Origin of the sequence: Rhizobium sp. BK312, from assembly GCF_014193605.1 — a bacterium.
Taxonomy (GTDB): Bacteria; Pseudomonadota; Alphaproteobacteria; order Rhizobiales; family Rhizobiaceae; genus Rhizobium.
Genome location: NZ_JACHZP010000005.1, coordinates 513,189 through 533,733 on the forward strand (window position 1 = coordinate 513,189; position 20,545 = coordinate 533,733).

The window sequence follows — 20,545 nt, forward strand, 5'->3', positions numbered from 1 at the left end:
AGTGGGCTCGTCATGAGCAGGGTTCAGCTTTTCTTCGCGTTATAAATTTCAGTGAGCTTGATGCCGAATCTGGTGTCGTCATGTTCCAGAACGGTAATCTCGCCCCGGCCGATTTTGCGGCCGTTCACGGTAATCTCGACCGGCTCGCCGATCTTCTTGTCGAGCGCGATGATTGCGCCTTCAGTCAGGTTCATCAGGCCGGATACCGGCATGCGGCTGCTGCCGAGCATGATCTGGACGTCGATCGGGATGTCCATGATCAGGTCCATATTGGCGGTCAGCGCGGTGCCGGGAGCAACCGGTGCGGCCGCCGCCGAAGCGACGCCGAATTCGCCGTCATCGAAGGCCGGAGTGGAATTGTCGTCGCCGAAATCGCCGAAGGTGGAAAGGTCCGTGCCCGTTTCGGCGCCGAATGCGTCGGCCTCGAAGTCGGGCAGGCTGCCGTCATTGTCTTTCTTCAGGACGCCCCGCAGACCATCGATGGCCTCGTCCAAGGCGGCATCGCTGTTCGAAATGTCGAGCGATTCCTCGCTGCTTTGCTGTGTCGTCTTCGTAGCCATGAAATCACTATTCCAGTTGAAACTTGCCTCAAGCTGCCGTGAGTGGGCTCACACGCCAGCAGATCAATTCATCAAGTGTCGAAGAAGCTCGTCGTCGGAGTTGACGTTGTCCTTGACGCGCACGGTATAATTTTCGCCAGAGCGGCCGAATTCGCAAATGTAGAGGTCTTTGCTGTTGGCGCTGACCTCGACCCGGACGTCGCCGCTATGATCCATGAAGGGAATGACATCGCCGACCGCGAGCTTGGAAATGGTATCGAGCGTCAGCGATTCGAGCCGAACTCGCGCTTCGAGCGTTACCTGCGAGCGGCGCACCTGCTCGCCGAGCTGCTCCGACCATGTCTGGGAAGCGGCCGTTGGGTTCTTGGCGCGAGGCGTGCTGACGACGGTGCGCAGCAGGTCGCGTTGCGGTGCGATGATAACGATCTGCGAAATCGACTTGCCGAGCGAGATCGTCATTGTGATCGCAGCGGCAAAATCGTTACCGTTGTCACCGATGGCCGCCGGGCGGTCTTCGACATTATAAGGCTGGTCAAGATAGGGCTCGAAACCGCCGGCTGCGTTCACCGCCGAGCGAAGCACTTTGGCGATCTTTTCGAATACCATGACGGAAAGATCGAGTTCGATCACTGAAAGTGGCCGCGCGACCGGCGCTTCCATATCTTCAGCGCGTGCGCCCAGCATATGCTCCATCAGCGTCATGATAAAGCCGGCGCCGCAGCCGAGGATGAAGTTAGGGGCCCAGTTGCGCAGCGAACCGTTGACCAGCGCATGATGGCCACCGAGCCCGGCAATCAGCTCGTTCATCGAGCCGGACTGACAGTCGGCATAGGCGATGTTGATGTCCAGGCCCGTCTCGCTCTTGATGATGTCGGGCAGGAATTCGGCGTAGACCTGGGCGAAGGCGGTGCCGAGTTTCGCAAGCGTCGCCTGATCGCCGAGATTGCCTGTAAGCTTGGCAAAAAGGGTGCGGTCCATCGTCTGTGCTCTGTGCGCGGATTGCTGGCTCATATTCGTCAGGCTGCCTTGCTCTCACCGCCGGGGTTCATCATTTCCTGCTCGACGGCATCGATCGATGGACGTTCGTAGGAAGAGATGGTCTTGCGGCCGTATTCGAGGGCGACCTGCGGCACCGATCCGTTCATGTAGGCAAGCAGCGTCTGCTTCACGATGACGTAGAGGCGATGCTGCTTGTTGCGCACGACCTTGATCTGGGAAACCAGCGGTGCGCAGACGGAATAGGACAGGATAATGCCGAGGAAGGTGCCGACCAGCGCCGAACCGATGAGATGGCCGAGCACCTCGGGTGATTCGTTGATGTGGCTCATGGCCTTGATGACGCCGAGAACGGCAGCGACGATACCGATCGCCGGGAAGGAATCGCCCATGATCGTGATCGAATGATAGGGCTTCATCTTGTCGTGCTGCATCGTTTCGAGCTCTTCGTCCATCAGTGCCTCGATCTCGTGCGAGCGGGCATTGCCGATGATGATGAGCCGGACGTAGTCGCAGATGAAAGCCGTCAGATCCTTGTTCTTCAATACCGTCGGAGCGGCCTTGAAGATCGCCGATTCATCGGGGTTGTCGATATGGGCTTCGATCTCGTTGCGTGACTTGGTGCGCAGGTCGCGCATCAGGGCATAGAGTACGCCGAGCGTGTCGAGATAGTCACGCTCCTTGGGAACCGCGTGGCGGAAGGCCTCTCCGAGCGCTTTGCCGGAATCCTTCACCACCTTCATCGGATTGGCCATGATGAAGCCGCCGAGACCGGCGCCTGCGATAATGACGAATTCGAAAGGCTGGAACAGCGCGCCTACATCTCCGCCCATAGCCATGAAGCTGCCTATGATGCAGCCGCAGGTCACTACAAATCCGATAATAATATTCATCGTCGGTCCACACCTGAACGTTGCTTCATATGATGAACTAGGGGACCTGCCTTGCGTGAGGCTGTTCGATGGGTCTCCGAACATCCTTTTTGCCTTGTCAGCTTCGCACAAGCCAAGCCCTGCAGGATTGCGGGTAAGGGCATCCATGCCCCGCTAACGAAATGTAGGAGCGCCTGCGGCGTTTCCTTTCCCGTTATTCTCCAATGTCCGGAGGGCGTTGAAAATGCAGTCTGGTATTTATGTTGCGCTGTCATCCCAGATGGCGCTCGAGCGGCGTCTGACGACGATCGCCGACAATCTGGCGAACGTGAACACGACGGGCTTCCGTGGCACCGAGGTCAAGTTCGATCAGGTCCTCAGCAATACGGAAAACAAGCTCAACGCCAAGGTCGCCTTCGTCTCTCAGGGCAACGATTATCTCTCCACCGACAATGGCGAACTTCAAAACACCGGCAATCTCTTCGATTTTGCCGTCAAGGGGGATGCCTATTTCGGCATGAATACGCCGGCCGGCCTGGTGCTGACGCGCGACGGCCGCTTCACCATGACCGAAAGCGGCGCGCTGGTTTCCACACGTGGCTTCCCGGTCCTCGATCCGGGCGGTGCGCCGATCCAGCTCGACCCCGCGGGCGGTCCGCCGAGCGTCGCGTCGAACGGCACGATCACGCAGAATGGCCGGAGCATGGGCCAGATCGGCCTCTATAGCGCCGATGTCAGCAAGGGCTTTCTGCGCTACGAAAACAGCGGCGTCCTGCCGACCGATACGCCGCAGCCGGTGATCGATCGCTCAAGTATCGGGATTGCACAGGGCTACCTCGAAAACTCCAACGTCAACGGCATGCGGGAAATGACCAATCTTATCGAGGTCAGCCGTGCCTTCGACAATATCAGCACGCTCACCAGTAGCAGCGAAGGCACACTCACCGACGCCATCAAAACCCTCGGCGGCAGCCAGTAAAGAGGGCTTGTCATGGTCGAGGATCGGTTGCCGGAGGGCGCGCTGTCGCCGAAGCTTTCGCATATGGCCGTCCTGGCGGGCCAATATGCGCTGGCGGAGAATGCCGTGGCCCATGGCGGTCATGTGCGCACCATCGCCGCTGGACACTATACGGTTGCCGGTCTTTCCAGGCAGGTGCGCCTCGGCGATTTCGTCGCGCATCGGTCGTCGACCGGTGTCCATCTCGGCGAAGTCGTCCGTGTCGAACCGGAACTCGCCTATGTCTGTCCAATCGAGCCGGGCGAGCCGATCGGCATCCAGGACACCATCATCCGCAAGGGTGCTTTCCGTATCGCGCCCGATGACAGCTGGTGCGGCCGCACGATCAACTCGCTCGGCGAGCCGATCGATGGCCTTGGTCCCCTGACATCGGGTCTGGAAGCGCGCTCGATCGCAAATACGGCGCCGCCGTCGATGATGCGCAAGCGCGTCGAAACCGGCTTCAAAACCGGCGTTCGCGCCATCGATATCTTTTCGCCGCTCTGTCTTGGCCAGCGCCTCGGCATCTTCGCCGGCTCCGGCGTCGGCAAATCGACGCTGCTGTCGATGCTGGCAAGGGCCGATGCTTTCGACAAGGTGGTGATCGCGCTCGTCGGCGAACGCGGCCGCGAAGTGCGCGAATTCATCGAGGATACGCTGGGTTCCCACATGCAGAAGTCGGTCGCCGTCGTTGCGACCAGCGACGAGAGCCCGATGCTGCGCAAGATGGCGCCGCTTTCGGCCATCACCATCGCCGAGCATTTCCGCGACAGGGGCGATAACGTTCTCCTGATCGTCGATAGTGTCACCCGTTTTGCTCATGCCATCCGCGAAGTGGCGACTGCCTCCGGCGAGCCGCCGATCGCACGCGGATATCCGGCGTCCGTCTTTACCGAGTTGCCACGCCTTCTCGAGCGGGCAGGCCCGGGACCGGAGGGAACCGGCACCATCACCGCCATCATCTCTATCCTGGTCGATGGCGACAATCATAACGACCCGATCGCCGATTCCACCCGTGGCATTCTCGACGGTCACATCGTGCTGCAGCGTAGCCTCGCCGAAGAGGGACGCTATCCGCCGATCGACCCGCTGGCATCCGTGTCGCGTCTGGCGCGCAAGGCCTGGACTTCGGATCAGGAAAAGCTGGTTTCGCGCCTGAAGGCGTTGGTGCATCGCTACGAGGAAACGCGCGATCTGCGTCTGATCGGCGGTTATCGCCAGGGCGCCGACGCCGATCTCGATATCGCGGTGCGCCAGGTCCCGATTATCTACGACATACTGAAGCAGACGCCGGGCGAAGAGCCGTCGGCGGATGCTTTTACCGATCTCGCGACGGCGCTCAGGAATGCTTCGGGCGGCGTCCCCGCCAGGGCCAAGTGATGGCCGTCCGTCGCACGATCTCGTTTTTTCCTGTCCGCAAGCCTGTCGAAGATTGCTGAACGTCATGCTGAGAAAGAGGCCGCAAGTGAGAGAATCCGAAGCAGACGAACCGGTCGCCCCGCCGAAATCGGCGAGAAGGCGAACTGTTGCGGACAAAGCTCTGGCCTTTACCGGGCTGGCGCTGGCCGGTGCCTCGGCCTTCTTTCCCTGGTATGTCTTTCTGAACCCGGAGAAGTTCGGCATCCAGGTGGCCGAAGGCGATCGCACCCGCGATCTGCCCAACTGGCCTGGCCGCACCGTTGTCAGCGTGTCGCCGCTTGCCATGGTCAACAAGAATCCCTCGCAACCGAAGGATCTCATCCCCGATCCGCTGACGACGGCAACGGTCAGCGATACCGGCCGTGAGGATGACAAGGGGCCGCCGGCCGATCAGCAGCCGTTCCCCGGCAAGTCTGCCTTCCAGCTGCTGCATGTCGCCAATGGCCGCGCTCTGATTGAGGACGGCACCGGCATGTATGTCGTCCGTGTCGGATCGCTTCTGCCCGACAGCAGCCGGCTGGCTTCGATCGAGCAACGGGAAGGAAAATGGGTCATCGTCACCTCGACGGGCGATGTCTACGGCAGCAATTGAGGCAAGCACGGAATCGCCTGGATTTCAGGCACTTCGAAGACTTTACAGGAACGCATTTCCCGCAAGTCCCACGCAAGATTATCCCGCTAGATTCACAGTGTAAGAACGGAGAGAAGCCCATGCAACCCATTCAGCTCTTTGACCTGGCCTCGCGGCAAGCGGAGTGGCTCCAGGTGCGTCAGCAGGTTGTTGCCGGCAATATCGCCAATGCCAATACCCCGAAGTTTCACGCCAAGGATGTCACGCCGTTCCAGGCGGTTCTGGACAACCAGAACGTCAACATGGTGCGGACCAGTCCTGCGCATCTTTCCGGCAACGAATTCAGCACGAGCGGCAACGTCAACGTCGAAGAGGCGCCGCTCAACCAGGAAATTGGTGTCCAGGAGTCGGGTAACACCGTCGGCCTGGAGGACGAGCTCGCCAAGGCCGGTGACATCAAGCGCCAGTACAGCTTGAACACCGCCCTCGTCGGCTCCTTTCATCGCATGATGTTGATGGCCGTAAAACAATAGATGAAGTGAAGATGTCATGGACCCCTTATCAGCCGCATTGAAAATTGCAGGCTCCGGCCTGGAGGCTCAATCGACTCGCCTGCGTATCGTCTCCGAAAATATCGCCAATGCCCGCTCGACGGGCGACACGCCGGGTGCCGATCCTTATCGGCGCAAGACCGTGACGTTCGGTGCCGAGATGGATCGTGCCAATGGCCTGACCACCGTCGGCGTCAAGAAACTCGGCGAGGACACCGGCAAGTTCGTCGAAGAATACGATCCCAGTAATCCTGCCGCCGACCAGAAGGGCTACGTCAAGATGCCCAACGTCAACGTTCTGGTCGAGATGGCCGACATGCGGGAGGCCAATCGTTCATACGAGGCCAATCTGCAGACGGTCAGACAGGCCCGTGATCTCATCTCCTCCACTATTGATTTGCTGAAGAACCAATGATTGACGCGATTAAGAATGTAGCCTCCCTCTCGGCGACACGCGGCCTTGGCAGCATCGCCACGGATATGACCTCCGCCGCTTCCGGCGCGCTGAACGCCTCGCCGGCCGTTGCCGCGGGCGTAGATGCCGGAATGAGCTTTGCGTCCGTCATGTCGAATGTCGCGAAAGATTCCATCAATTCGCTCAAGGACGCTGAAAAAGCCTCCTTTGCCGGTATCAAGGGCACGATGAGCACCCGCGAGGTGGTTGATAAGGTCATGCAGGCCGATCAGACCCTGCAGACCGCGATCGCACTGCGCGACAAGGTGGTCTCGGCGTTTCTCGATATTACGAAGATGCAGATCTAGTGCGGGGTTTTCCGCTCTAATTATTTGATTTGGCGTGAGTTGTTCGCAGGCCGCTTCGCGGTTTCGGAGATCCCGCCCTGGCTCGAAGGACGACAGCATGAGAGCGCTCGCAATTGCCGCGACGGGCATGGACGCCCAGCAGACCAATCTCGAAGTGATCGCGAACAACATCGCGAATATCAACACGACGGGTTACAAGCGCTCGCGCGCCGAGTTTTCCGACCTTCTTTATCAAACGGAACGCGCCAAGGGCATTGCCAACAGGCCGAACCAGGCGGTGGTGCCGGAAGGCGCCAATATCGGCCTCGGCGTGCAGACCGTGGCCGTACGCAACATCCAGGTCCAGGGCCAACTCTCGCAGACGCAAAACGATCTCGATATCGCTCTGGTCGGTCGCGGCTGGTTCCAGATCCAGATGCCCGACCGCACGATCGCCTACACCCGCGCCGGCTCTTTCAACAGAAGTGATACCGGCCAGATCGTCACGCCCGATGGCAACACATTGGCGCCGGGCATTACCGTTCCGAACAATGCCACCAGCCTCACCGTCAGCCAGTCCGGCCAGGTTTCTGCAATCATCGGCACGGCGACGACGCCGACGGTACTCGGCCAGTTGCAGATTGCCAATTTCGTCAACGAAGCCGGCCTGCAGCCGATGGGCAGCAACCTCTTCACGCAGACGCCGGCCTCCGGCGATCCGGTTGTCTCAGATCCCAACCAGAACGGCTTCGGCTACATGAAGCAATTCTATCTCGAATCGTCGAACGTCGATCCGGTCAAGGAAATTACCGATCTGATCACCGCGCAGCGCGCCTATGAGATGAATTCGAAGGTCATCACCACGGCCGACGAAATGGCGCAGGTCGTCAGCAAGAACCTGAAGTAACGAGAGGGACGGGCCAAACATGAGGTTTCGCCGGATGAAAAGCTTGGCAATGGCATGGTTCGCCGCAGCGAGCCTCTCCGTCGTATTTGCGTCGCCTACACCCGCCGGTGCGCAGAGCGCCGATGGAGGACGTTTCGGAACTGCCGTAGTGCCGACCGAGACGATCTATCCGGGCGATATCATCACCAGCGGTCAGCTCGAAGAGGTTGATGTCACCAACCCCAATCTGAGCGGTGACTATGCCAAGCGGCTCCGCGAGGTGACCGGCTTGGTCTCGAAGCGCACGCTGCTTCCCGGCCGCACCATTTCCATTTCCGCCCTGCGCCAGCCATATGCGGTAACGCGCGGCTCCAATGTTCGTCTGGTGATGAGCATGGGCAGCATGACGATCACCGCGGCGGGCACGCCGCTGGATGACGGCGCCGTCGGCGACAATATCCGCGCCCGCAACATGGACTCCGGCATCATCGTCAACGGCACGGTCCTCCAAAACGGCACGATACGCGTGGTCGCGAAATGAAACGGCTTCGTCAATTACTCGCAGTCTTATTCGCATTGCCGAGCCTGATCGCCGCCGATCCGGCGCTCGCGATGCAATCGCGCATCAAGGATATCGCATCGCTGCAATCCGGCCGTGACAACCAGCTGATCGGCTACGGTCTGATCGTCGGTCTCCAGGGGACCGGCGACGGCCTGCGTTCCTCGCCTTTCACCGAGCAGTCCATGCGCGCGATGCTGCAGAACCTCGGCATCTCGACGCAAGGCGGCCAGTCCGCCGCCAAGAATACGGCAGCCGTCATGGTGACGGCGAACTTGCCGCCCTTTGCAAGCCCGGGCAGCCGCATCGACGTGACGGTCAGCTCGCTCGGCGATGCGACGTCGCTGCGCGGCGGCACGCTGATCATGACCTCGCTGAGCGGCGCCGATGGACAGATCTATGCCGTGGCGCAGGGCTCCGTCATCGTATCCGGCTTCCAGGCGCAGGGTGCCGCCGCCACGGTGACCGAGGGTGTTACCACGGCTGGCCGCGTGCCCGGCGGTGCCATCATCGAGCGTGAGCTGCCGTCTCGTTTCAAGGATTCCGTCAATCTGGTCCTGCAGCTGCGCAATCCGGATTTCTCGACATCGATCCGCATTTCCGACACGGTCAACACCTGGGCGACCTCGCGGTTTGGTGCGCCGATCGCAGAAGCCAAGGATTCGCAGGAAGTGACGATTGCCAAGCCGAAGATGGCCGATCTGGCGCGGTTGATGGCCGATATCGAAAATCTCAATGTTCAGACCGACACGCCAGCCAAGGTCGTCATCAATGAGCGCACGGGTACGATCGTCATTGGCGCCGACGTCCGCGTCTCGCCGGTCGCCGTCAGCTACGGGACGCTGACCGTGCAGGTCAGCGAGAACCCGCAGGTGATCCAGCCCGAACCCTTCTCCGATGGCCAGACGGCGATCCAGGACCAGACCGATATCACCGCCACCAAGAGCGGCGGCCGTGTGGCGGTGCTGGAAGGGCCTGACCTGAAGACGCTGGTCGCAGGCCTCAACAATATCGGCGTCAAGCCGGACGGTATCATCGCCATCCTGCAAGGCATCAAATCGGCCGGCGCCCTGCAAGCGGAGCTCGTGCTGCAATGATCCCGAACGCCATTGCCAGAAATATGCTGATCGGCTGCAGCCTCGCAACGGCAGCCCTGCTCTTGTCGCTCGGTGCGGCTCTGGCGCAGGAAGCGCCGAAGCCGGTCGCGGCCGATCCGGCTTCCAGCCAGGATGAGATCCGCCAGTTCTGCACCAATATCGCCGATCCGGCACGAGACCAACGCTATCTGCTGCAGAAGCAGGAACTGGAAAAACTCCAGGCGGACGTCGATCAGCGTATCGCCACCATGGACAAGCGCAAGGCCGAATACGAAGACTGGCTGAAAAAGCGCGATGACTTCCTCAAGACCGCGGATCTAGGCCTGGTCGATATCTACAAGAACATGAAACCGGATGCGGCCGCAGCCAGCCTCAATGATGTCAGAACCGTCGTGGCGGCTGCAATCATCATGAAGCTCTCCGCGCGCCAGTCGAGCCTCATTCTTGCAGAGATGGATGCGAAAAAGGCGGCGGTCATCACCAATATCATCGCCAGCGCATCCGACCCGAATACATCGAAGTCGAAGGACCCCTCATGAACACGCGTCTCACGGCCGCCTGCGCAATCGTCGTCTTTCTCGCCGGTTGCCAGTCGCAGGCCCTCAGGGAAATCGGCAGGGCGCCTGCCATGAGTCCGATCGGCAGCGGCCTGCAATATGCGCAGACGCCGCAGATGTCTCAATATCCGAAGCGGCCTCACCAGGTCGCGCAGGGCTATTCGCTCTGGAACGATTCGCAGGCCGCCTTGTTCAAGGATTCGCGCGCGCTCAATGTCGGCGACATCCTGACCGTCACGATCCAGATCAACGATAAGGCGAACTGGGACAACGAGACCAATCGCAATCGCACGAACAAGAGCGATATGAATTGGGATATTTCGGCCAAGATTTTTGGCTGGAGGCCTGCCACCAACGCCGACGCCACCTCGGGCTCCGACACCAGCACCGACAGCAAGGGCAAGATGCAGCGCTCCGAGCAGATCAATCTTCTGGTCGCAGCTGTCGTGACGGGCATTCTCGAAAACGGCAACCTGATGATCAGCGGCTCGCAGGAGGTGCGCATGAACCAGGAAATCCGTATTCTCAACGTTGCCGGCATTGTACGTCCGCAGGACGTGACGTCCGACAATACCATTTCCTACGACAAGATTGCCGAGGCGCGCATTTCCTATGGCGGCCGCGGCCGCCTGACGGAAATACAGCAGCCGCCGAGAGGGCAGCAGGCGGTCGACCTGCTCTCGCCGCTCTGATTTGATAGCGAACGGATAGGGATATGGCAGCAGTCGCAGACGAATCGGCAAAGGGCAAGGGATCGTCGCTGATCATGATGGTCGCCGGGCTGCTGGTACTCACCGCACTCGGCGGCGGAGGAGGCTGGGTATTGGGAACCATGGTGGCGCCGCGGATCAAGCAGGCCACCGCTGCGGTGCAGGCGACGGCAAAGCCTGGCGGCGACAGCAAGCAGGCTGCAGCCGCCGCCCAGGCAAACGGCATCATCGCGCTGGATCCGATCACCGTCAACCTCGCCTATCCCTCGCAGAACTGGATCAGGCTGGAGCTTGCGCTCGTTTTCAAAGGGCCGCCCGACGCCCAGCTCGCCCAGGCGATCCATCAGGATATCCTCGCCTATATCCGCACGGTCTCCCTGCAGCAGATCGAAGGCGCCCGTGGCCTGCAATATCTTCGGGATGACATCCAGGAGCGTGTTGACCTGCGCTCGGAAGGACGAGTATCGAAAGTTATGTTCAGAACTTTCGTGATCGAATGAGTCGGCCAGCACTTGCTCTATTTATATTCGTGATTGCTGCCTTGTCGCCTGAACTGGCGGCGGCGCAGCAATTGTCGCAGCAGCTTCCCACCGATCTTCTGAACGCGCCGGTCAACGGCTCGGTTGCTGCCTGGATCATCCGTACCTTCGGGCTGCTGACGATCCTGTCGATCGCGCCGGGTATCCTGATCATGGTGACGAGCTTTCCGCGCTTCATCATCGCCTTTTCGATCCTGCGCACCGGCATGGGCCTCGCAACGACGCCGTCGAACATGATCCTGCTGAGTCTTTCACTGTTCATGACGTTTTATGTCATGTCGCCGACCTTCGATCAGGCCTGGAAGGATGGCGTGCAGCCGCTGCTTGCCAACCAGGTTTCGGAAGCCGACGCGGTGCAGCGCATTGCCGAGCCTTTCCGCACCTTCATGTCGAACAATACGCGCGACAAGGACCTGAAGCTTTTCGTCGATCTGGCGAAGGAACGCGGCCAGTCGACGGTCGTCGACAACAAGATCGATTACCGCGTTCTGATCCCGGCCTTCATGATCTCGGAGATCCGCCGCGGCTTCGAAATCGGCTTCCTGGTGGTACTGCCGTTTCTCGTCATCGACCTGATCGTGTCGACCATCGTTATGGCGATGGGCATGATGATGCTGCCACCGACCTCGATCTCTCTGCCGTTCAAGATTCTCTTCTTCGTGCTGATCGACGGCTGGAACCTTTTGGTCGGCAGCCTGGTCCGCTCTTTCCACTGATATGAAAAGCGCAAGGCGATCATCGGAGCCGCAGCCCCGATGATCGCTGAAGCTTATTCGGCCGCGATAGCAGCCGAGTTCTGGTCATCTTCCATGAACGGTTCCGAGCGCTCCGGCAGCGCCGGCACGTCGATGTGATCGGGTGCCAGTCCCTGCTTGGCCCGGGTCGCCATCATTTCGAAAGCCGTCTCCAGATGGTGCGTGAAGCGTTCAGCATCGAAGAGCGGCTTGATGGAGCGATTGGCGGCCAGAATTTGCTTGAACTCAGCGATACGCTCCGGCTGCTCGGCGAGCTGCACGGCCATGTCCTCGTAGGTCTGGATGTCTCCGGCCACCAATTCGGGCAGGCCGATCGCATTCAGCAGGCTTTCGCTGACGCGTGAGGCGAAGTTGGTGCCCTTCACCGTGAGGACCGGCAGACCGCCCCACAGCTGCTCCGATGTGGTCGTATGGCCGTTGACGGGGAAGGTGTCGAGGCCGAGATCGGCAAGCTGCTGACGGTCGATGTGATCCTCGTAGCGAATGCGAGTGGTAAAGACGACCCGCTTGCGGCTGATGCCACGCGCTTCCAGGCGTGCCCAGAGATTGGCTTCTGCGCGAGGGCCGTTACAGAGCAGCCAAAGGACGCTGTTCTTGCTGCGCTTGAGGATATTGCACCACACATCGACCATTTGTGGGGTGATCTTGCGGTTGCCGTTGAAGGAGGCGAAGACGAAGGCGTCTTCGGGCAGTTCGTGTTGCGCGCGCGTCGTCGGCCGCGGCTTGGGACGGTTGAGCGGATCGTTCGGCTGGTAGCATTCGGGCAGCCGGCAGAATTTCTCGTGGAAATGCGCCTTCGAATGATCCGGAAGCACATAAGGATCACCGATAATGTAGTCGAGATCGATATTGACGACGGAGCCCGGAAAACCGAGCCAGGAAACCTGGATCGGAGCGGCCATATGATTGAGGATAGCTGCGCGGCTTCCTTTGGTGTGCCCTTTGAGATCGACAAGAATGTCGATATTCCGAGCGCGGATCGCCTCTGCTGTGCCCTGATCGGACAGGCTGCGAACGTCGACCATCGTCCCCCACTTCCGATGGTCGAACTCCTGTTCCTTCTGGGAAGCGAGATCGGAATGGTCGAAGAGAGTGATCTCGAACCGATCCCTGTCGTGCAACTCCAGGGTCCGCTGCATCAGCTTCATTGTCGCGTGGCCGGGCCAGAAATCGGACGAGAGATAACCGACGCGGATCTTGTTGCTCCACGTGTGTGGCAACCTGCGACGAGCCTCGGCATGGCCGGCGGGCAGGGGTTTTGTGTCGTGGACCGCATGCTTATTGATTGCTTCGTCGCCACACCAATGCAGGTGGAAGAAGGGGTTGTCCGGGATCACGTAGTCGAGATTGCCCTTTGCCAGTGCCGCTGTGATCGGCGCTATGTGTCTGTCGACAGCCGCGAGATCGGATATCTCTCGAGCAAAGATCAGATGGAGTATGCGCGTGACAATGCTGTCGGGGTGTTTCTTGAACAGCGTCGCAACGAGGTGTCGGTTGCTTGCGTCATAGAGATCGTCGGTAAGCAGTTTCGCTGCCATGAGCCGATGCTTGAGCTCCGGTCCCTCGACCAGTATCGTCTTGAAGCTGGTCAGGAGTTCTTTCTGCTGTCGGCTGAGGAAAATGCGAGCGAGGATGAAGGCAATCTCCGGATCCTTAAACGCCATTGGAAGGATCAGGTTGCCGACTGCAAGAGCCTGATCGTCATTGCCACATTCGCTATGAAGCAGCAGCGCCTCGCGAAGATAGTCGTCGCGCTGCGGCTTTTGCCGGCCGGCCAGTTCATACGCGCTCGCCGCATCCGATCTGAAGCCGAGCTTGAGCAATGTTTTCGCCAGCAATGCATAGGTCTTTGGCGACCTGTCGACGTTAAGCAGCTCGTTCAGGGTCTCGAGCGCGCGCGTATACTGTCCCTTCTGATAGAAACCGGACGCTGTCGAAAAAGCATTTTTCGTATTCACGAGCGAGAACTCCAAGCGGAATGTTGAACTGGCACTCGCCAAGGGCCGAGTGCTGGAATCATGGATTCCGCCCGATCTTCGCGCACGTAGCTTGCCTGAAACCGAAGCAGCGGCCGAAAATGCCTTTACGCATTTTTAGCTACGTTCCGGAGAGCTGCTTACCGGCGGATCGAATTTAAGAAATTGGCAAGCAATGGATGCGACTTTCCTTGCGACATGACGGGTTTGGTCCTCTAGGAAAACGGATCGAGGGGCATGAAGCTGCTCCGTCATCGCCGGTATCTCAGTCCGGTATGTCCTCCTTTTGTATCCAGTTTCCAGGGGACACTCCTATGACCAGCATTATCACCAACAATTCCGCAATGGCCGCTCTCCAGACGCTGCGCGGTATCAGCAGCAACCTGCAGGACACCCAGGCCGCCGTTTCTTCGGGCCTGCGTATCTCCAAGGCTTCCGACAACGCCGCTTACTGGTCGATCGCCACCAGCATGAAGTCCGACAACAGCGCCATCGGCGCGGTTTCCGACGCTCTCGGCCTCGGCGCCGCAAAGGTCGACACCGCTTCGACGGCCGTCAGCAGCGCTATCGACATCGTCGGCCAGATCAAGAGCAAGCTTGCTACCGCCATGGAAGGCTCGGTTGACAAGAAGGCTGTTCAGGAAGAAATCGGCCAGCTGCAGCAGCAGCTGCAGAGCGTCGCCCAGTCGGCTTCGTTCAATGGCGAAAACTGGGTCATGGCTCAGAACGGCGACTCCGCTTCGGTCGTTTCCTCCTTCATCCGCGGCACCAACGGCACCGTTTCCGTCAGCACGACCTCCTACGCCTTCGACACCGGCGCGACCGGCAACGTTCTGTTCGGCTCGAGCGGCGGCACGATCGACACGACTTCGGGCATCCTGGGTACGTCGGATGGTTCGGTTGGCGCTTCGGTCTTCAGCCTCGACATCTCCAGCATGACGACTGGCCAGATCTCCAGCGCCCTGAACATGGTTCAGACCGCTCTCAACTCCATGACCAGCCTCGGCTCGAAGCTGGGCTCTGTCTCCAGCCGCATCGATCTGCAGACGAGCTTCGCTTCCTCGCTTTCCGACTCGATCCAGTCGGGTGTGGGCAAGCTGGTTGACGCCAACATGGAACAGGAATCGAGCAAGCTGTCCGCTCTGCAAACGCAGCAGCAGCTGGCTATCCAGTCGCTCTCGATCGCCAACTCCTCGAACCAGTCGATCCTGTCGCTCTTCCGTTAATAGGAAGCGCCAGCGCTCCGCGCTGGTCGAAAATCCTAAACAACAAGTTAACCGCGCCTGTCTAAGGCGCGGTTTTTTTTATATTTTTTGCCTCAAGCCAGTTCAGCTTTTCTTAACTATATTGCTGTTTCTTAGGACCATCGAAGCGGCGAGTTAACCTTAACGATTTTGGTTAACAGGCATGATGCTGAATGCCGTTACCGGTTTTAGGTCCGGAATGTCCCTTATTTAACCACTGCCAAAGGGGCAAATATCATGACGAGCATTCTTACCAATAACGCCGCAATGGCCGCTCTCCAGACGCTGCGCAGCATCGGCTCCAACCTGCAGCAGACGCAGAGCGCCGTTTCTTCGGGCCTGCGTATCTCCAAGGCTTCCGACAACGCCGCTTACTGGTCGATCGCCACCAGCATGAAGTCCGACAACAGCGCCATCGGCGCGGTTTCCGACGCTCTCGGCCTCGGCGCCGCAAAGGTCGATACTGCAACCACCGCCGTCACGAGCGCCATCGACATCGTAAGCCAGATCAAGAGCAAGCTCGTCACCGCCATGGAAGGTTCGGTCGACAAGAAGTCCATTCAGGAAGAAATCGGCCAGCTGCAGCAGCAGCTGCAGAGCGTCGCCCAGTCGGCTTCGTTCAACGGTGAAAACTGGGTCATGGCTCAGAACGGCGACTCCGCTTCGGTCGTCTCCTCCTTCATCCGCGGCACCAACGGCACCGTTTCCGTCAGCACGACCGCCTACGCCTTCGATTCCAGCGCAACCGGCAACGTTCTGTTCGGCTCGAGCGGCGGCACGATCGACACGACTTCGGGCATCCTGGGTACGTCGGATGGCTCGGTTGGCGCTTCGGTCTTCAGCCTCGACATCTCCAGCATGACCGGTGGCCAGATCTCCAGCGCCCTGAACATGGTTCAGACCGCTCTGAACTCCATGACCAGCATGAACTCCCGCCTCGGCTCGATCTCCGCTCGCATCGATCTGCAAACGACTTTTGCTTCCTCGCTTTCCGACTCGATCGAATCGGGCGTCGGCAAGCTGGTTGACGCCAATATGGAACAGGAATCGAGCAAGCTGTCCGCTCTGCAAACGCAGCAGCAGCTGGCCGTCCAGTCGCTCTCGATCGCCAACTCCTCGAGCCAGTCGATCCTGTCGCTCTTCCGTTAATAGGAAGAACCAACGCAACGCGTTGGTCGATGGTAGCAGACAAGCCTTCGCCGCGCCTTCTCCGGAAGGCGCGGTTTTCGTTTTTGGCTCGGCGCATCGGCGCCGACCGGCTCAGGACGCCTTTCCGAGGGCCGCGGCAGCCTTTTGCCTAGCGGCATTGACGAAGCCATCAAACAGCTTCCGCATTGCCCCTTGCTTGTAGGGATAGACGCCCGGATCATCCATGTCATGGACCACCATGGCGACATCGAGCTCGAACACCAGCAGGCGTCCATCGGAAAGTTCGGCGCAATCGATGCCGAAATAATCGAGCTGGATATGGCGGCAAAGGGCAGCGAAGCTCTCTTTATGGCGCACGGCGAAATCCTGATCGAAATTTTCCATCCATGCCTGTTCGGCGGCACGTTTTGCCGCGCTCTGCTCCATGCCGGCACTTAGATAATGCACGATCCAATGGTCTGAGAGCGCCATGTGGCTCGCGAACGCCTTGCCGTTGATGAACACGATGCGCTGCTTGTTATAGAAGCCGTCGGAACCGCGAAAATCGATGAAGGGCGCGACGTAAAGTTCCGGAGCGGGCTGAGCCTTCAGAAAGGTGACAAGCTCGACGGAGTCGGTGATGCGTTCCATGCCGTTGCCGGCATGCGTGCTGATCGGGCGCACGACCAAAGGGTAGTCAAGGCCCGGAGCGCAATCGTCCAGTCGTTTCACGCCCATGGCGACGGCCATAAGATGGGCGTGCGATACGCGGTAGGTAAAGGGCGAAAGGATGGAGGGCTCATTCGCCAGCATAGCGCTGACGCCGTCGCGCGTCAGTCTCGCGATCAGTCCCGGATTACGGTTCATCACCGGACCGTCGAATTTGGCAAGCAATGTCTGCATATGGGCGAGAAGAGGGGCGTTTTCGGTCGATTCCCCGATCGCCATGAAAGCGATGTCGTGCTCCGGCAGATCGACGAGCGCGAAGGTTTGCAGGTCAACGTAATGCAGCCACAGCACGCAGTCGCTGCCGGCCAGCAGAAAATCGATAGGCGTATTGGCCATGAAATCGCCTTCGGTCACGAAAGCGAGTATCCGCGGACCAGTCCCGTTGCCATGGACGACGCAATAGTCGCGGCGCATCTGCACGGCATTCTTTAAAATCTGGCGAGCCTCATTACTGCGGCCGAGCGTCTGCAGGATGATGGCCATGTCCAGAAATGCAGCGGCGGCCGTCGGATCCGCCGTTACGCGTTGCATGAGCTCGTTCCAGAGCGGGGTCACGTCGTGACCGGCATAGACGAGGGAGACTATTCTCCGCATGCCGAGAATTCGGGCGCCAACCGGTATGTTCAATAGTGCCGGATCGGCGATGGGGGCTTTGGTCATCAGCATTGCGGAAGATCCTGTTGGGAGCCGATTGTCAAAACGCTCCGAACGAGCGCGTCGATGTCAGTCTGTCGGGTACGGTGGTTTACGATCGCCGCGCGAATTGCGGGTTGACCGTTCAGATGGGTCAGGGACGGGGCGACGCGGCCTTCGGCGTGGAGACGCTCGACAATGTGGGAATTGACCAATGCCGGCATCGATCCGTCGGCACCAACATAGGCGAAGCAGACGATGTTGAGGGCGACGGGCGCGAGTAGTTTGAGGGCAGGTTCCTGTTCGATGCGCTCGGCCAGTCGGCGGGCTAGCCTGCAATTGGCGCTCATTGAGTCCCCCAACGCTTTAACGCCATAGGTTTTCAGCGTGAACCAGGTCTTCAGCGCCCTGAAGCCACGGGAAAGATCCGGACCGTAGTCGCAGGGCCACCAGTCCCCACCGGCAAGTCCGGTGGCTGCGCGGCTCAGATAGGCGGCATCCGAAGCAAAGGTTTGCCGTTGCCACTCGCTGTCCCGCACCAGGAGGAAGCCGGCATCATAGGGTACCTGACCCCACTTGTGAAAATCGAAAGCGAGCGAATCGCAGGCTTCGATCCCCGCAAACAAAGGCGCGAGCTCCTCGCTGAGAACGCCAAGAGCGCCGAGTGCGCCGTCGACATGAAAATGAAGATCATGGGCGTCGGCGATGCCGCGCAGGGCCACGAGGTCATCGACCGCGCCGGTGTTTACCGTTCCAGCACTGCCGATGAGGAGGAACGGCGTGAAGCCTTCCTGTTCGTCGCGGAGGATTGCTTGTTCCAGCGCATCGATATCGATCTGGCCGAGTTCGTTGACGGCAATGCGCCGAAGCTGATTGCTGCCGATGCCGGACATTTCGAAGGCCCGGGGAACGCAGCCATGTACTTCGCTCGAGGCATAGGCGACGAGCCGGGATTCGTCGGACAGACCGGTTGCACGAACATCGCGGCCGAGCTTGCGGCATCTGGCGATCTGCACCGCGACGAAATTGGCCTGCGATGCGCCGGTCAGGAATATACCGCCTGCCGTTTCCGGAAACGAGAAGATCTCGCGCGTCCAGCGGATGATCTGGCGCTCGACCTCGATCGGCATATGATCGCGTCCGCCGAGATTGGCATTCAGCCCGCCGGCGAGCATTTCGGCGAGCATGCCGGTAACGGTGCCACCGCCCTGGACCCAGCCCATGAAGCCCGGGTGAATGTTGCCGCTGCCATAGGGGAGGATGTACTCCCGAAAAATGGCGTGGACGTCAGCCAGATCGCTGCCTTCGGTGGGCAACGGAACATCGAAGTTGGCACGAGCGGGAGAGGGAGCGCGCTGCCAGACTGGCTTCGTTGCGAGTGTCTGGAGATGATCGAACATGTCGTCGAGCATCCGGTGGCCTTGCTTGCGCAGGGCCTGCCAGTCGCCGGGGTCGAGACTTGTTCGCTCGTGGCGATCGACCGCCCCCCCTCCGGTCTCTTGCAAACTGAACATCTGAACCTCGCATGCGGCCACCGTCATCGGAGTGCTACCGATAAAATGCCGGCCTCTTTGCCCGGCCCGGGCTGGCCTATCTACGACGCCGAAGATGGCGCGAGGCTGACGTGGCTTCTTGCATTCCTTCAGACGGCCGCGCGGATGGAAAATAGCATGTCGGCGCATGCCGGGCGGATCAGCTCCTTTCCTGTTCAAGGAATGGCAAGGCAAGCGCTGCAGGATGGTCATCGGCGGAATAGCTACTTCCGTTAACTTTTGCGGGCGGCATTAACCTTTTATTAACTCTATTGCTGTCAGTTGCGGCTAACGCAACGGTTGGTTAACCTCTCCTAAGAGCCGGTTAACAAGCATGAGGCTGATTGCCGTTCCCGGCCGCAGACCGGAATGTCCCTTCCAAAGTCAGCCATAAGGGGCACTTTTCGATGACCAGTATCCTCACCAACGACGCGGCGATGTCCGCTCTCCAGACCCTGCGCGGCATCAACACGAATCTGCAGGATACGCAGAGCCGCGTTTCCTCGGGCTATAAGGTTGCGAAGGCAGCCGACAATGCCGCTTATTGGTCGATCGCGACAACCATGCGTTCCGACAATGGCGCGCTTTCCGCCGTGTCCGATGCATTGGGCCTGGGTGCGGCCAAGGTCGATACGGCATATGCCGCGATGGACAACGCCATCACGGTTGTTCAACAGATCAAGGACAAACTGGTCGCGGCAACCGAAAGCAGTGTTTCGAAGGCTGATATCCAGGAGGAGGTTACTCAGCTCCAGCAGCAGCTGGAAAGCATTGCACAGTCCGCATCCTTCTCCGGGCAAAACTGGATGTATGCGGCGAATGGCGCCTCGGCTTCCGTCGTTTCCTCCTTCGTGCGCAATAATAACGGTACGGTTTCCGTCAACAGCACCAGTTACGCCTTCGACACCGGTTCGCAAGGCAACGTGCTGTTCGGCGCAAGCGGCGGTACGATCGATACCAGTTCCGGTATTCTGGGCACTCAGCAGAATATCAGCGGCACATCCTATTCCGTCTTCAGTCTCGATATCACCAACATGACGGGCGGGGACATCGGCAAGGCCATGAATCTCATTCAGGGCGCTCTCGATGCTATGACGAGCACGGCCTCGCAACTTGGTTCGCTTTCGACGCGCATCGACCTGCAGACGAGCTTCGTTTCCACCCTGCACGACACCATTGATTCCGGTGTCGGCAAGCTCGTCGATGCGAACATGGAAGAGGAGTCGAGCAAGCTGTCCGCGCTGCAGACGCAGCAACAACTGGCAATCCAATCGCTGCAGATTGCCAATTCGAGCGCACAAAACGTTCTCGCTCTCTTCAAGTGAGCCTTGACCGGAGCTTGCGTTGCGATCGCGCGGCGGCATTTCCCTCTTGTCGCCGCGTATAAGCTTTTGTTAACGTTGCCGCTAATTGATTTGCAGTTTATGCGCAGGTCCGGCGTTCGTTCTCCTACTAAGCGGTTGCCGGGCCGCGCTTCAGCGACGGGCCGTGCT

General features: G+C 59.6%; 22 protein-coding genes. 16 read left to right on the plus strand and 6 right to left on the minus strand.

The features are described from left to right. Nucleotides 1-23 precede the first annotated feature (23 nt). The 3 genes from fliN to motA form a co-directional block, all read right to left on the minus strand. The gene (gene fliN / locus FHT85_RS17390) at nt 24-560 is read right to left on the minus strand and encodes a flagellar motor switch protein FliN (RefSeq protein ID WP_112409884.1); all 537 of its coding nucleotides are present in this window, start codon (nt 558-560) and stop codon (nt 24-26) included. A gap of 63 nt (nt 561-623) precedes the next feature. Further along, nucleotides 624-1,571: a FliM/FliN family flagellar motor switch protein gene (locus FHT85_RS17395; protein WP_112336535.1), complete on the minus strand. Its 948-nt coding sequence runs from the start codon at nt 1,569-1,571 to the stop codon at nt 624-626. 5 nt (nt 1,572-1,576) lie between these two features. Next, a complete protein-coding gene (gene motA / locus FHT85_RS17400) occupies nt 1,577-2,449 on the minus strand; it encodes a flagellar motor stator protein MotA (RefSeq protein WP_015338794.1) in 873 nt (290 codons plus the stop codon). Between the two features lie 223 nt (nt 2,450-2,672). Between motA and flgF the strand changes: the two genes are divergently transcribed. The 13 genes from flgF (at nt 2,673) to fliP (ending at nt 11,771) form a co-directional block, all read left to right on the plus strand. Next, nucleotides 2,673-3,407, plus strand: a complete 735-nt coding sequence (gene flgF, locus FHT85_RS17405) for a flagellar basal-body rod protein FlgF (protein ID WP_112336534.1) — start codon at nt 2,673-2,675, stop codon at nt 3,405-3,407. A gap of 12 nt (nt 3,408-3,419) precedes the next feature. Continuing rightward, nucleotides 3,420-4,805, plus strand: a complete 1,386-nt coding sequence (gene fliI, locus FHT85_RS17410; protein ID WP_112336533.1) for a flagellar protein export ATPase FliI — start codon at nt 3,420-3,422, stop codon at nt 4,803-4,805. Between the two features lie 64 nt (nt 4,806-4,869). Beyond that, a complete protein-coding gene (locus FHT85_RS17415; protein ID WP_210293716.1) occupies nt 4,870-5,436 on the plus strand; it encodes a flagellar protein in 567 nt (188 codons plus the stop codon). Between the two features lie 119 nt (nt 5,437-5,555). Beyond that, a complete protein-coding gene (gene flgB / locus FHT85_RS17420) occupies nt 5,556-5,948 on the plus strand; it encodes a flagellar basal body rod protein FlgB (RefSeq protein ID WP_112336532.1) in 393 nt (130 codons plus the stop codon). 16 nt (nt 5,949-5,964) lie between these two features. Continuing rightward, complete coding sequence (flgC, locus tag FHT85_RS17425; RefSeq protein WP_112336531.1) at nt 5,965-6,381, plus strand: flagellar basal body rod protein FlgC; 417 nt, start codon at nt 5,965-5,967, stop codon at nt 6,379-6,381. Then, entirely contained in the window at nt 6,378-6,728 is a 351-nt protein-coding gene (locus FHT85_RS17430; protein ID WP_112336530.1) for a flagellar hook-basal body complex protein FliE, read from the plus strand. Before flgC ends, FHT85_RS17430 begins: the two co-directional genes overlap by 4 nt. Before the next feature lie 97 nt (nt 6,729-6,825). Continuing rightward, entirely contained in the window at nt 6,826-7,614 is a 789-nt protein-coding gene (gene flgG, locus FHT85_RS17435; protein WP_015338801.1) for a flagellar basal-body rod protein FlgG, read from the plus strand. Nucleotides 7,615-7,648: 34 nt separating this feature from the next. Next, nucleotides 7,649-8,134, plus strand: a complete 486-nt coding sequence (flgA, locus tag FHT85_RS17440) for a flagellar basal body P-ring formation chaperone FlgA (RefSeq protein WP_409527334.1) — start codon at nt 7,649-7,651, stop codon at nt 8,132-8,134. Continuing rightward, the gene (locus FHT85_RS17445) at nt 8,131-9,249 is read left to right on the plus strand and encodes a flagellar basal body P-ring protein FlgI (RefSeq protein WP_015338803.1); all 1,119 of its coding nucleotides are present in this window, start codon (nt 8,131-8,133) and stop codon (nt 9,247-9,249) included. The genes flgA and FHT85_RS17445 overlap by 4 nt, the downstream gene beginning before the upstream one ends. Then, nucleotides 9,246-9,788, plus strand: a complete 543-nt coding sequence (locus FHT85_RS17450; RefSeq protein WP_112336528.1) for a MotE family protein — start codon at nt 9,246-9,248, stop codon at nt 9,786-9,788. The genes FHT85_RS17445 and FHT85_RS17450 overlap by 4 nt, the downstream gene beginning before the upstream one ends. Further along, the gene (gene flgH / locus FHT85_RS17455; RefSeq protein WP_112336527.1) at nt 9,785-10,498 is read left to right on the plus strand and encodes a flagellar basal body L-ring protein FlgH; all 714 of its coding nucleotides are present in this window, start codon (nt 9,785-9,787) and stop codon (nt 10,496-10,498) included. The genes FHT85_RS17450 and flgH overlap by 4 nt, the downstream gene beginning before the upstream one ends. 23 nt (nt 10,499-10,521) lie before the next feature. Continuing rightward, complete coding sequence (locus FHT85_RS17460; protein ID WP_112336526.1) at nt 10,522-11,016, plus strand: flagellar basal body-associated FliL family protein; 495 nt, start codon at nt 10,522-10,524, stop codon at nt 11,014-11,016. After that, on the plus strand, nt 11,013-11,771 hold the full coding sequence (fliP, locus tag FHT85_RS17465) for a flagellar type III secretion system pore protein FliP (protein WP_041677216.1): 759 nt from the start codon (nt 11,013-11,015) through the stop codon (nt 11,769-11,771). Before FHT85_RS17460 ends, fliP begins: the two co-directional genes overlap by 4 nt. Nucleotides 11,772-11,824: 53 nt before the next feature. Here fliP and FHT85_RS17470 read toward each other — a convergent pair whose 3' ends face one another. Next, a complete protein-coding gene (locus FHT85_RS17470; RefSeq protein ID WP_112336832.1) occupies nt 11,825-13,768 on the minus strand; it encodes a glycosyl transferase in 1,944 nt (647 codons plus the stop codon). A 332-nt stretch (nt 13,769-14,100) separates the two neighbouring features. Between FHT85_RS17470 and FHT85_RS17475 the strand changes: the two genes are divergently transcribed. Then, nucleotides 14,101-15,012 carry a flagellin gene (locus FHT85_RS17475; protein WP_112336525.1) on the plus strand — a complete coding sequence of 304 codons (912 nt, stop codon included), beginning with the start codon at nt 14,101-14,103 and terminating at the stop codon, nt 15,010-15,012. A gap of 255 nt (nt 15,013-15,267) precedes the next feature. After that, the gene (locus tag FHT85_RS17480) at nt 15,268-16,179 is read left to right on the plus strand and encodes a flagellin (RefSeq protein WP_183774196.1); all 912 of its coding nucleotides are present in this window, start codon (nt 15,268-15,270) and stop codon (nt 16,177-16,179) included. A 111-nt stretch (nt 16,180-16,290) separates the two neighbouring features. Here FHT85_RS17480 and FHT85_RS17485 read toward each other — a convergent pair whose 3' ends face one another. After that, the gene (locus tag FHT85_RS17485; RefSeq protein ID WP_112409886.1) at nt 16,291-17,553 is read right to left on the minus strand and encodes a RimK family alpha-L-glutamate ligase; all 1,263 of its coding nucleotides are present in this window, start codon (nt 17,551-17,553) and stop codon (nt 16,291-16,293) included. Continuing rightward, nucleotides 17,547-19,034 carry a pyridoxal phosphate-dependent decarboxylase family protein gene (locus FHT85_RS17490; protein WP_112336831.1) on the minus strand — a complete coding sequence of 496 codons (1,488 nt, stop codon included), beginning with the start codon at nt 19,032-19,034 and terminating at the stop codon, nt 17,547-17,549. Before FHT85_RS17490 ends, FHT85_RS17485 begins: the two co-directional genes overlap by 7 nt. 425 nt (nt 19,035-19,459) lie before the next feature. Here FHT85_RS17490 and FHT85_RS17495 point away from each other — a divergent pair, with 425 nt between their 5' ends. After that, nucleotides 19,460-20,377, plus strand: coding sequence for a flagellin (locus FHT85_RS17495; RefSeq protein ID WP_112336522.1), 918 nt, complete (start codon nt 19,460-19,462; stop codon nt 20,375-20,377). The last annotated feature ends 168 nt before the right edge of the window (nt 20,378-20,545 follow it).